This is a genomic window from Pararobbsia silviterrae (genome assembly GCF_003628125.1).
GTDB classification, from domain to species: domain Bacteria; phylum Pseudomonadota; class Gammaproteobacteria; order Burkholderiales; family Burkholderiaceae; genus Pararobbsia; species Pararobbsia silviterrae.
The window spans coordinates 1-12,112 of sequence record NZ_RBZU01000015.1 but is presented as its reverse complement, the minus strand read 5'-3'; the positions used below and the strand labels follow the sequence as shown (position 1 = coordinate 12,112).

8 protein-coding genes are annotated in these 12,112 nt (G+C 64.1%); 4 read left to right on the top strand and 4 right to left on the bottom strand.

From position 1 onward, the window contains the following. The first annotated feature begins 137 nt into the window (after positions 1 to 137). Positions 138 to 1,373 (top strand): MFS transporter, encoded by a 1,236-nt coding sequence (locus D7S86_RS24620; protein ID WP_240648395.1) that lies wholly within the window; start codon positions 138 to 140, stop codon positions 1,371 to 1,373. 77 nt (positions 1,374 to 1,450) lie between these two features. On the opposite strand, the gene D7S86_RS24615 is transcribed toward D7S86_RS24620, so the two are convergent. Further along, the gene (locus D7S86_RS24615; RefSeq protein WP_121090410.1) at positions 1,451 to 1,966 is read right to left on the bottom strand and encodes a hypothetical protein; all 516 of its coding nucleotides are present in this window, start codon (positions 1,964 to 1,966) and stop codon (positions 1,451 to 1,453) included. Positions 1,967 to 2,214: 248 nt separating this feature from the next. Between D7S86_RS24615 and D7S86_RS24610 the strand changes: the two genes are divergently transcribed. Further along, positions 2,215 to 3,897 carry a tannase/feruloyl esterase family alpha/beta hydrolase gene (locus tag D7S86_RS24610; RefSeq protein ID WP_240648394.1) on the top strand — a complete coding sequence of 561 codons (1,683 nt, stop codon included), beginning with the start codon at positions 2,215 to 2,217 and terminating at the stop codon, positions 3,895 to 3,897. A gap of 107 nt (positions 3,898 to 4,004) precedes the next feature. On the opposite strand, the gene D7S86_RS24605 is transcribed toward D7S86_RS24610, so the two are convergent. From D7S86_RS24605 to gcvA, 3 genes are all read right to left on the bottom strand, one after another. Then, a complete protein-coding gene (locus tag D7S86_RS24605; RefSeq protein WP_121090406.1) occupies positions 4,005 to 5,669 on the bottom strand; it encodes an FAD-dependent oxidoreductase in 1,665 nt (554 codons plus the stop codon). A 149-nt stretch (positions 5,670 to 5,818) separates the two neighbouring features. Continuing rightward, positions 5,819 to 7,756, bottom strand: a complete 1,938-nt coding sequence (locus tag D7S86_RS24600; protein ID WP_158602083.1) for an FUSC family protein — start codon at positions 7,754 to 7,756, stop codon at positions 5,819 to 5,821. 23 nt (positions 7,757 to 7,779) lie between these two features. Further along, positions 7,780 to 8,682, bottom strand: a complete 903-nt coding sequence (gcvA, locus tag D7S86_RS24595) for a transcriptional regulator GcvA (RefSeq protein WP_121090402.1) — start codon at positions 8,680 to 8,682, stop codon at positions 7,780 to 7,782. A 155-nt stretch (positions 8,683 to 8,837) separates the two neighbouring features. Here gcvA and D7S86_RS24590 point away from each other — a divergent pair, with 155 nt between their 5' ends. After that, positions 8,838 to 10,124: an adenylosuccinate synthase gene (locus tag D7S86_RS24590; RefSeq protein ID WP_121090400.1), complete on the top strand. Its 1,287-nt coding sequence runs from the start codon at positions 8,838 to 8,840 to the stop codon at positions 10,122 to 10,124. Between the two features lie 145 nt (positions 10,125 to 10,269). Beyond that, entirely contained in the window at positions 10,270 to 11,820 is a 1,551-nt protein-coding gene (locus D7S86_RS24585; protein ID WP_121090398.1) for a methyl-accepting chemotaxis protein, read from the top strand. Positions 11,821 to 12,112: the final 292 nt, after the last annotated feature.

Sequence of the window (12,112 nt, the reverse complement as noted above, 5' to 3'; positions counted from 1 at the left end):
GAACCGCTTCGGTCAGCATTCGCGAGGCTCCGACGTGAATGGCGCGAATTATAACCCTATACGTCATTTACGCCATCAGATCGGCGGACCAGAATGCGTGCCATCGATTCATCACAGAGGCTCTCGGGAGCGACATCATGAGCACGACACCACTGGGCGCCGACCGCTTAGCGTCAGCGCATAACGACAACGATATGAGGATCGAGCCGCGCACGGCGCTCGCACTGCGCACGCTGAGCCTCGCTTATTTCGTGCAGGCGACGGGCGCGCTGTCGGTCGTCGGTGCGCTCGAGCCGATCTCGCGCACTTGGCATCTTCACGACTCGCAGAGCGCGTATTTGATCTCGGTGTTCGGTATCACATTCGCGATTGCGGCGCCCTTGCTGCAGGTGTTGCTCGGGCATCTGCGCCGGCGCTCGCAAGTGTTGCTCGGTGTTTCGGTTTTCAGCGCGTCGGCGCTGCTTTTTGCGGTCGCTCCGAACTACGCGCTGCTGCTCGCGGCACGCCTGATCATGGGCTTGGGCGCCGCGCTGATCGCGCCCGTGCTCGGTGCGCTTGCATCGAGCCTCGTCGAGCGCAGACATCAGGGCAGCGCGATTGCGATGGTCGTGCTCGGACTCAGTGTCGCGAGCATGGTGGGCATCCCGGTCTCATCGTGGATCGCGCAAACCTGGGGGCCGAGGGCGCTCTATGTGATTGTTGCCGTCGCGGGCGTCGCGACGGCTGCGTTGATCGCTCGATTCGTTCCGAACACGAGTCTCGGCGAACGGGTGCCGTTGACGTCGATACGATCATTGCTCGTGCGACGCGACACGATCAGCGCGTTTCTCGTGGTCTTTTTCATCGGTGCCGGCGTGTACGCGACGTATGCGTTCATTGCTCCGATCATCCGGGATGTGTTTCATGCGGGACCGCATCTCATCTCGGTGTCGCTTGTCGTACTCGGTGTCGCGGGCGTGACCGGCAATCTGTTCGTGACGCGCGCGGCGCGTCGATATAGCGCCGAGGGCATGCTGGCGATTGCCATGTGCCTGCTCGCGCTCGATCTGCTGTTACTCTGGGTCGTACCGGCGCGCATGGGATGGTTGTTTGTCGTGCTGACGCTTTGGGCTTTTGCGACGGACATCGTGTGGCCCTCGCAGCAACGCCGTATCGTCGAACTCACGCCCGACGTGCGGGGCATCGCGCTTGCGTTGACGGCGTCGTTCGTTTACAGCGGGATGGGCTTCGGATCGGCCGTCGCGGGCTGGGTCTATCCCGTGCATGGCTTTGTGGGGCTGTTGATCAGCTCGCTTGTTCTGCTCGGCATCTCGGCCGTGACGTTATGGATATCGAGCGGCGGCCGTATCCGGTTTCGAGTCGACCATGCATAGACAAGGCCGCGGCGCGCGAAGTCCGATGTGCGTGTCGAATGCGCATCGAGCGAAGCGACTGGATCGACCCGATCGATTCAGGACCCGCTCGGCTTCGCATACTCGCTTTCGATCCACTGTGCCGCGCTGCGTGCATTGAGCTTGAAAGCAGGCGTCACGCGAATTCGCGCGAGCGGTTCGCCGTCCGCGCTTTCGGCGGCGAGCATCGCATGGGGATCGTCTTCGTCGGGCACGATATCGAGCGTCACGCTGATTCGATCGTTGGCCGTGTCGACCCAGACTTGCTTGTGCAACGTCGCATGCAGTTGCTGTTCATGCCGGCGAAGCACTTCGGATGCCGTCTTGACGAGCGTATTGAACGCAGAGACGTCGAGCGGCTTGGGATTTTTTTTGTCGCGTCCCATCGTCCAGGGACCCACGAGCGCGGGTTCGGCCTCGCCGTCCTGCGTCATCTCGACAGCCCAGCCGTCATCGTCTTCGTTCTTGATGACACGGCATGTCCATCCCTTGTCGCGCCAGAGACGGTCTTCGTGAACAACGTCGGCGTCGGCGGAATCGTCGAGGCTTGCGTGGGGATTGATATCGGAAGTCATACGGCAATCAGGGTTCGAGCGATGGCGCGAATTCGGGCTAGATATCCCGTCGCGAGAGACGCGATTTTACGCGATGTCGGGGCGGTTCGACCGTCTCCGGACCTCGCGTGAGGTCATCGACGAAATCGGGACCGGTCTGCGACAATTGCCGTGAACGCTGCGCGGCCGCACCGTTCGCGCCGCACGGCTTACGTGCGCGAATCGAATCCGAACGGCTCGCACGCCGAGCCGACCTTCCAGGATCCCACATGAATAAAAGAACAGCCTCTTCGATGACGCTCGCGACAATGATGGCCGCGAGCGTTTGGATTGCAGGATGCGCGAGCCATGCGCCCTCGGCGGCGAACGCTTCGTCCGCGCCGGCCGTTTCGACCGCGCTGTCGGCATCGGCCGCGGCCTGTTCGGGCCTCGCCGGCAAGGCCATTCCCGCAAGCGCGATCGGACTTCCGACGACAGGCGCGACGGTCTCGTCGGCGACGCTCGTCGGCGCGAACGATGCGGGCAACGCGAACGGCGAGTTCTGCAAGGTCACGGGCGCGATTCATCCGGTCGATCCGAGTGCGCCGCATATCCAGTTCGAACTCAATCTGCCGACGACGTGGAACGGGAAAGCCTTGCAGCGCGGCGGCGGCGGCTACAACGGCACCGTCGTGACGGCGCTCGATCAGGTGCCGTTCGGACCGATGTCCGGACCGACGCCGCTGGCTCAGGGCTATGCGACGTTCGGGAGCGATTCCGGACATCAAAGTCCGTCGAATGTCGACGGCAAGTTCGCGCTCAACGAAGAAGCGCTCGACAACTTCGGCGGCAGCCAGATCAAGAAAACGCACGACGTGGCCGTGTATCTGATCGACGCCCGTTATGGGTCGGCGCCGAAGCGCATGTATTTCGCGGGCAATTCGCAGGGCGGCCATGAAGCCTTCCTCGCGATCCAGCGATGGCCGGCGGACTACGATGGCGCGATCGCCACGCACCCGGTCTACGATTTCACGATCCTGCAGCTCGACGGGAATGCGCTGTCGAAGAAGGTCTATGCGCACCAAGGCGCGGGCTGGCTCAATCCGAACAAGGTCGCGTTGCTGCAGCGCGAAGTCCTCGCGGCATGCGATGGACTCGACGGTGTCGAGGACGGCGTCATCAGCAACGTCGCGGCTTGCCGGAAGACGTTCAAGATTGCCGCGCTGCGCTGCGAAGGCGGCAAGGACACGGGCGATACGTGCTTGTCGGACGCACAGATCGCCGCGGTCAAGGCAATCGATTCGCGCGTGACATTCGGCTTCCCGCTCGCGAACGGCGTTCGCTCGTTCGCGCGCTGGCCGATTCTCGAAGGGGGTGACTGGTCGTCGATCTTCACGTTCGGCAAGCGCGCCGAGCCGTCAAGTCCGCCGACGCCGATGACGGACTTCGGTCTCTATGTGCTTTCGGATCCCGCGGTTCGATACTTCATCACGCGCGATACGAACATCGACTCGCTGACGTTCGATCCGAATCAATGGAAGGCTCGCACGCAGCACATCTCGAAGGTCATCGACGCGAACGATGTGGATCTGTCGGCGTTTGCATCGCATGGCGGCAAGCTGTTGCTCATGCATGGTTCGGTCGATACGGCCGTGAGTCCCTACAACACGATCGACTACTACGAGCGTCTGGTCGCGCGCGTGGGCAAGCGCAAGGCCGATGCGTTCATGCGCTTCTATATCGTGCCGGGCTTCGGGCACGGCACGGGCACGTACATCGCGTCGTGGGATTCGCTCGGTGCGCTCGATCAATGGGTTGAGCACGGCGTCGCGCCGAAGGATCTCGTGGTGGCCGATGCGGGTGCGAACGCGCATGGCCGCACACGCCCGCTGTGCGAGTACCCGTCCTGGCCGAAATACACGGGCAGCGGCGACGTGAATGTCGCATCGAACTTTAAGTGCGCGACGCATTGACCGGCTGTTCGCGGGCCATCACGCGCAACACGTGATGGCCGCTCGGTGACTGTGTGATGATCGTTTGGTCGCTGCGCGAAGTTGGGTTGATGATGGCGTGAAGCGAATCACGCGATAGGAGCGCGCCCTTCGAGTTCGAGAAAGCGATGCGCGAACGCGATCGCCATACTGCCCTCGCCGACGGCGGACGCGACGCGCTTGACCGGACTCAACCGCACGTCGCCGCACGCGAAGACGCCCGGCACGCTCGATTCGAGCAGATACGGATCGCGCGTTCGGGTCCAGCGTCCCGCCTTGACGACGTCGTCGCCGGTCAGCACATAGCCGCGCGCATCGCGTGCGATCTCGGTCGGCAGCCAGGCGGTTTCCGCGTCCGCGCCGATAAAGACGAAGAGTCCGCCGCATGCGTGACGCGTGACGTCAGCGGTCGAGCCGTCGCGGATATCGATCGCGGTCAGATGCGTGTCGCCGTACGCGCCGACGACTTCCGAGCGCAACCGCACCGCGATATTCGTCTTCGCGCGAAGCTGCTCGACAAGATAGCGCGACATGCTTTTCTCGATCGCGTCGCCCCGCAAGACGAGCGTCACGTTGCGTGCGTGATTCGCAAAGTACAGCGCCGCCTGCCCCGCCGAATTCCCGCCGCCGATCAGATGGATGTCGAGCCCGTGCATCGCGTCCGCTTCGCTGCGCGATGCGCCGTAGAAAATCCCTTTACCGATGAACCGGTCGAAGCCTTCGATCGCGAGACGACGCCACGTGACGCCCGTCGCGAGAATGATCGTGCGTGCTCGGATCACGTCATCGGCGTCGAGATGGACGGTGCGGCGCTCGACGTCGATGCGCGTGACCGACCGTGTCACAAGGATTTCCGCGCCGAGGCGTTTGGCTTGCTGCAAGGCGCGGCTGGCGAGTTCGTCGCCCGACACGCCGTTCGGGAAACCGAGGTAGTTCTCGATGCGCGATGACGTCCCCGCTTGTCCGCCCGGCGCTTCGCGTTCGATGACGATCGTGCGCAGACCCTCCGACGCGCCATAGACGGCCGCGGCGAGTCCGGCCGGCCCCCCGCCGAGGATCATCGTGTCGTACTCGCGATGACGCGGCTGCGTCTGCAGACCGAGCCGTTGCGCGAGCTCACGCGTGTCGGGCCGGCACAGCACGGTCCCGTCGACGAGCCGCAGCACGGGACAATCGCTGTCGGGCGGACATGTCCCCGGCCAGCGCGCACGCAATTCGGGCGCATCGGGCGTCATCCAGTCGAAGCTGATTTGATTGCGCGCGAGGAATTGACGCAGAGCGGTGCACGCGATGTCCCAACGATGACCGATCATCGTGACGCGCGCCTTCGGCGGTTCCGCCGACAAGCCTTGCAGACCGCCGATGCGCTCGCGTGCGAGCGCGCCCATCTTCAGCGCGACCTCGGGCGACGCGGCGGCGAGCGTGTAGTAATGCTGGGCATCGATACGCATGACGCGCGAGGGCTCGGCCGCGCGATACGCGCCCGGAAACGGCGAACTCAGCGCGAGCGGCACCTCGCCGAAGATGGTGCCGGGCAAACGCCAGCCCAGCCTGCGCTCGATGCCGTCGAACGTCTTGATGACCTCCATCTTGCCGGTGAGCACCGCATATAGCGCGCGCTCGCCCCCTTCGTGAACCGCGAATTCTCCCGCGTTCAAATGCAGGTCCGCGGACGTGTGCGCGAGCCGTTCGAGTTCGTTCTCGGGCAACGACGAAAACAGCGGAATCGCGCGGATATGGTCGATGGTCAGCATGGCCGGGTCCGGACGGGTGTGTGAGGGACGCTCCAATCGCTTGCCTAGCCAGTATATGACCCGCCTTTGCAAATGTTTACCCGCTTGTACGCCTGACCGAGCGCGACTGAATTCGAACGGGATTGCATGCCCATCTCGCACGAAGCGCCTTAGATTGTGTCGCGATGCGCGGCCGCGAACGCGGCTTGCGCGTCGATCAGATCCCGGATCTCGGTCGCGAATTCTTCGGGCAGGGGGGCGGCCGGTGTGAAGCGCTGCTGCGCATGGGTTGCACCGGCGATCCCGGCTAGCGTGTTTGCCAAGGCGTGACGTGCGTCATCAGGCAATGCGTCCGATGTCTCATTCGGTTTTGCATCGCCCGGCGTGTCCGAGGATTCGATTTCCCAGCACATCGCGAGCACGCGGTACGCGAGCCGTTCCGTTGCGACGACAACGGGGTGCCAACGCTGCGCCTGGCGGGCCTTGCGCGCCAGTGCATGGACCGCGTTGTCGTACGCGGCGGACAGCGCGACGAGCCGATGTTGCAGCATGCTTCGCGCATGCAGCGCGGATACGGACGACACCGAGCCTGTGTCCGCGTGTCGCGCGACCGTCGCGGTCGCATCGAGCGCCGCCGCGACGCGCTCGCGCAGTGTGATCTCCGAGGCGTATCGATCGAACGCGATCGAGACGGCGACGCCGACCGCGCACCCGAGGGCCGTATCGATACCGCGCGCGAGCAGCAGGGCCGTGATATCGGCGACCCGATGGCCGCCCGACGCGATGAGCATCGCGAGCGACGTGATGAAGACGACTGCGAACGCATAGTTGCGTGTGACGAGCATTTCGACGACGAACTGCAGGCCCGCGAGCGCGATCGCGAGCCAGAGGCCGCCGGGCTGTGCCGCGAGCAGCACGCCGGCCGCGCCGATTCCCACGAACGTGCCGACCGTGCGCGCCACCGAGCGTTCGAGTGTCCGCGCGAGATTGAGTCCTTGATGGAGGACGAGGACGGCGGCGGCCATCGCCCAGTACGGCTTCTCGAATCCGAACGCCATGCTCAGCGATCCGGCGATCGCCACGCCCGCGCCGACGCGCAATAGCGTCTGGATCAGCGGCGCATCGAGGCGCATCTGTTCCGCGATCAGATGCCGCGTCGGAAGTCTCCCGATCGGAAGGGGGGCGGTCTGGGCGATGTCGGCCGGCGTCGCGTTCGAGGTATCGCGCGCGGCTGCGTTGGCCTGCGCTTCGATCGACCGCGCTTGCGCGGCAAGCGCCGCTGTTTCGGATGCCGTGTTCGCGCGTGACGCGACACGTTCGGCGAACACACGATGCAAGGTCTGCGTGAGCGTGCGCAGGCGTGCGAGTGCGCGATCCTTCGGCGCCGAGGCGGGTTGCCAGGTGATCAAGATCGTCCATGCCTGGTGCAGCGCGAGCGCGGCCTGGTTGCGCGTCGCGTCTTCGTCGACGGTGCCGGCATGGTCCACGAAGTGGGCGACCGCGCGCGCGGCCGCCGCCACGGCGGCTCGCTCGGGTGCGCGACGCACGAATAGCGCGCCCGTCATATGCACGAGCCAGGACAGCGCGCCGCCCACGAGCACGTAGAGGCCGGGGCGCAGCGCGGACGCGTGGCCGACCGGCATCGCCGTGCTGACCGCGCACGCGAGCGAGAACATATACGCGCCGGGCGGCCCGATATCGAGCACGCGGCACATCCAGGTCGCCGCCATGGCGAGACATACGACGAGCGGGACGGCCGCATACGCGACATGCTGGGCTTCGACGCCGAGCGAAACGGCCATGGCCAGCGCGAGTGCGATCGCGGCGAGCACGCGCGCACGGTTCGCATAGGGACGATCAATCGCGTAGAGCGATGTAAACGCGCCGATCGTCGCCATGAGACCCGCCGAGATGTCGGCGGCAAGCCACCCCGCGGCGGCGAGGACGAACATGCAGAGCGCGGCGCGCCACGCGATCGGCAAGCGCGGCGGCGAGGCGCGAAGCGTGAACATGATGCGCGGATCGAAGGCCAACGGTCCGCGCGGCGTCGGCGATGGTGTCGATGTCGGCGACGAGGTCGATGCGTTGCGACGAGGGCGTTGCGTCACGGATGTCTCCTGTGGATGCCGCACTATGCCGTGTCGGGTGCCGCATGGCTTCCCGTGATCGCGAGCCATGCGCGAAAGGCCTGAATCGCCGGATCCTCGGCGCGCGCGAGCGCGACATACGAGAAATACCGCCAGGCGGGCAGGGCGGGCCCGTCGAATGGGTGCACGAGCCTGCCTTCGGCGATATCGTCCGCGACGAGTGCGGTCGGCCCCATCGCGACGCCGAGTCCGTCGAGCGCGCCTTGCAACGTCAGATAGAAATGTTCGAGCGTCAGCGTATGCCGCGGCGTCAGATTCGGCGTGCCGGCCTTCGCGAGCCAGTCGGGCCACATGCGCGGATAGGTCGCCGCGTGCAGAAGCGTGAAATGCGCGAGGTCAGCGGGTTTCTTGAGCGTCTTGCCCTTGAGCAGCTTGGGCGAGCACACCGGCAGACGCACCTCGGACAGGAATTCGTCCGCGAGATAGCCTTCGACGCGATGCGGACCGCCCCGAATCACGATGTCGAATTCGTCGCGGACCTTCTCGATCGCTTCGTTCGACGTCGATAGACGAACCTCGATCGCGGGATGGTCGAGCTGAAACGCGGATAGCCGCGGGACGAGCCAGCGTAACGAGAACGTGGCCGGCGCATTCACGCGCAGGATCGTGGCGTGTCCGCGCTGCATCTGCTGGGCCGTGGCGAGCGCGATGCGGTCGAACGCGGCGCCGATTTCCGCGAGATACCGGCCGCCCGCTTCGTTGAGCACGACACGACGGTTATACCGCTCGAACAGCGCATGGCCGAACCAAGCTTCGAGTTGCTGAATATGCCGGCTGACTGCGCCATGCGTGACGCAGAGCTCATCGGCCGCGAGCGAAAAGCTGCTCAGACGCGCAGCCGCTTCGAAAGCGCGCAGCGAATTCAATGGAGGAAGTTTTCGGCTCATGGGCGGCATCGTGTGAATTTAAATCACGCGAAGTCCGAAGTTTAATCGTTTGATGCACGTCGTTCCACGCGACTATATTGGCGCCGGTATCGACGAGGCAGGGCGACAGAGAGCGGAATGTCGTGCGTCGAATTTTCACATGAACCGGATTTGGTATGCCAAACGTCGTCGTAGTGGGCGCCCAATGGGGCGATGAAGGAAAAGGGCGTCTTGTCGATTGGCTGGCCGCCGACGCGGATTTCGTCGCGCGTTACAACGGCGGTCACAATGCCGGTCACACGCTTGTGGTCGATGGCAAGACTTACAAGCTTGCGCTGCTGCCGAGCGGCCTCGTGCGTGGCAAGCGCGGCGTGATCGGCAACGGGGTCGCGCTCGATCCTGAAGCGCTGCTCGCGGAAATCGAACGTGTCGAAGCACTCGGTGTGTCGGTTACGCCCGACCGTCTTGCGATTGCCGACAACGCGACGCTCGTCTTGCCAATCCATCGTGCGCTGGATGCCGCGCAGGAAAAGCGGCGCCGTCAACCGATCGGCACGACGTTGCGCGGGATCGGGCCGGCTTATGAGGACAAGATCGGTCGCCGTGGCCTGCGCGTGTGCGATCTCGCCGAACCGGAGCATCTCGCGCGCAAGCTCGATGCGCTGATCGACCATCACAATGCATGGTTCAAGGGGGCGGGTCTCGCCGGCTTCACGCGTGATGCGATGTTGCCGATGCTGCTGGATATCGCACCGCGCGTGCTGCGTTTCGTGCGTCCGGTCTGGGCGGATCTCGATGCCGCGCACGCGCAAGGTCGGCGCATCCTGTTCGAGGGTTCGCAGGCCGTGATGCTCGATGTCGATTGGGGGACCTATCCGTATGTGACGTCGTCGAACACGGTCGCATCGGCGGCGGCGACGGGAACCGGGTGCGGTGCGTCGCGTCTCGGGCATGTGGTCGGCGTCACGAAAGCGTATGCGACGCGCGTCGGCGAAGGGCCGTTCGCGACCGAGCTCGACGATGCGCTCGGTGCGCGGCTTAGAGAAAAAGGCCGCGAATATGGTGTCAATACGGGGCGGCCGCGCCGCTGCGGATGGCTCGATGCCGCGCAGCTGCGGCAGAGCGTGAAAGTGTCGGGCATCGATTCATTGGCGTTGACGAAACTCGATGTGCTCGATGGATTCGACAAAATCGCGCTCTGCGTCGGCTATGACGTCGATGGACGCCGCACGGATGTGTTGCCGGCGAGCCTTGCCGTGCAGGCGCGCGCCACGCCGATTTATGAGTGGTTCGACGGATGGACGCGTCCGGCCGAGGGCGTTCGGCATCTGCGTGATTTGCCGACGCAGGCGCTCGATTTCATCAGACGGATCGAAACGATCGCGCAGGCGCCCGTGTCGATCGTCACGACGGGCGCGGAGCGTGGCGACACGATTGTCGTGCGCAATCCGTTCGATGCTTAGGCACGCTGAAGGGAAACGACCCGTAACGCTGAATAGGTGAAAACACGCATGCGTGCGCCGTGCATTCGCACCGATATGGCAATTTGAGAGAGGTGGGGCCTGAGTGTGCGCCCCCTACGCAATAGCATCGGTATAAGGCGCGCAAATGAAAAAGTTGAGCTTCAAGGCTTCGCTGTGGAGCATGGTTGTTTTCGTCTGGATCAGCCTGATCGTGTTGTCGGCGCTGAGTGCGACGCTCACACGCAATCTGATGATTCAGGATCGCGTCGAAGGGCTTGCGAACCAGGTCCAATCGGCGGTCAGCGTCGTGCGGTATTACGTGCAGCAGGAGCAGTCCGGCAAGATGTCGAAAGCCGATGCGCAGAAGGCTGCGCTCGCGCATCTTCGGCCGATTCGCTATGGCAAGGCCGGTTATCTGCTCGTATCGGATTCGAAGCTGTTCCAGTTGCTGAATCCTGTGCGGCCCGAAACGGAGAACACGATCAATGATCTCGTGGATCCGACGGGCAAGCATTTCACGGCGGAGATCGTCAAACACGATCTCGACGGCACGCATCTGACCGACTATCAGTTTCCGAAGCCGCATGAGACGAAGCCGCAGCCGAAGCTGGCTTACGGCGAATATGTTTCCGAGTGGGACTGGCACGTTTTTACCGGGACGTATATCGACGATATCGACGCCGAATTCGTCGCGCATTTGATCAAGGCGCTGGTTGTCGTGATCGTTGTCGGTCTTGCGTTGACGGGTGCGATCGCGTTGATCATTCGTCGCGTGCTCGGCACGATCGGCGGCGATCCGCAAGACGTCGGCGAGGTGTGTCGCCAGATCGCCGAGGGCGATTTGACGGTTCGTGTCGATACGGCCGCTAACGATCACACCAGTTTGCTGGCTTCGGTGCGCGTGATGCAGGAGCGTTTGCTTGACGCGATCGGCACGGTCAAGATGTCGGCGTTGTCGATCGCGAATGCGAGCAAGGAAATCGCGGCGGGCAATCTTGATCTGTCGGCGCGCACGGAACAGCAGGCGGCGTCGCTCGAAGAGACCGCGGCGAGCATGGAAGAGCTGACGTCGACGGTCAAGAAGAATGCCGACAATGCGCGCGAGGCGAATGGTCTTGCTGACGCGGCGCGCGATGTCGTGTCGCAAGGCACGAAGATCGTGGGTGAAGTCGTCGAGACGATGGCGGGCATCGAGCGCAGTTCGGTGGAGATCGGCGACATCATCGGCATGATCGAAAGCGTCGCATTCCAGACCAATATTCTGGCGTTGAACGCGGCGGTCGAGGCGGCGCGCGCGGGTGAGCAGGGGCGTGGTTTTGCGGTGGTCGCGAGCGAAGTCCGGGGTCTGGCGCAGCGTTCGTCGACGGCGGCGAAGGAAATCCGTGAATTGATCAAGACGTCGGGCACGCGCGTGCAGGCGGGTGCCGAGCTTGTCGGGCGCGCGGGGGAGACGATGAGTCAGGTCAGTGACGCGATTGCGCGCGTGACCGACATCATGGGCACGATCGCGGCGGCGTCGCATGAGCAGAGCCGCGGGATCGAGCAGGTCAATCACGCGATCACGGAGATGGACAAGGTGACGCAGCAGAATGCGGCGCTTGTCGAGCAAGCGGCGGCGGCCGCGAGTTCGCTCGATGATCAGACTGAGCAACTGCGCGCGGCGGTGTCTGCGTTCCGGACGGGGGAGGGGGCGTAGCGGGTTATGGGGTGAGGGGTGGGTTGGGGTGTTGCCTTGCTGATGTGCTGCGCTCTTAGTCGTGTCTTGGGGGCTCGCGGGGGACAGGTTCCCACCGACATCGGCGCTGCCTTGACGGTGGCGCCGTTGGCGGTCGTGTTGTTTTGCATTGCGGGGTCGTTGTTCGCGGTCGACATCGATGCGGATGGGTGCCTCAGAGAGTGTCAGAGATTTTGTGTTCGAGGCATAACATGTACCAAAAGGAGCATGTATGCCACGCAAACCGAAATCGGGGTCCGAGATCCCAAGCGAG

What these genes read in the sequence shown, in the direction of transcription:
- D7S86_RS24585 (WP_121090398.1), top strand. Translation starts at nt 10,270, where the DNA reads ATGAAAAAGTTGAGCTTCAAGGCTTCGCTGTGGAGCATGGTTGTTTTC.
- D7S86_RS24605 (WP_121090406.1), bottom strand. Translation starts at nt 5,669, where the DNA reads ATGCTGACCATCGACCATATCCGCGCGATTCCGCTGTTTTCGTCGTTG.
- gcvA (WP_121090402.1), bottom strand. Translation starts at nt 8,682, where the DNA reads ATGAGCCGAAAACTTCCTCCATTGAATTCGCTGCGCGCTTTCGAAGCG.
- D7S86_RS24610 (WP_240648394.1), top strand. Translation starts at nt 2,215, where the DNA reads ATGAATAAAAGAACAGCCTCTTCGATGACGCTCGCGACAATGATGGCC.
- D7S86_RS24615 (WP_121090410.1), bottom strand. Translation starts at nt 1,966, where the DNA reads ATGACTTCCGATATCAATCCCCACGCAAGCCTCGACGATTCCGCCGAC.
- D7S86_RS24620 (WP_240648395.1), top strand. Translation starts at nt 138, where the DNA reads ATGAGCACGACACCACTGGGCGCCGACCGCTTAGCGTCAGCGCATAAC.
- D7S86_RS24590 (WP_121090400.1), top strand. Translation starts at nt 8,838, where the DNA reads ATGCCAAACGTCGTCGTAGTGGGCGCCCAATGGGGCGATGAAGGAAAA.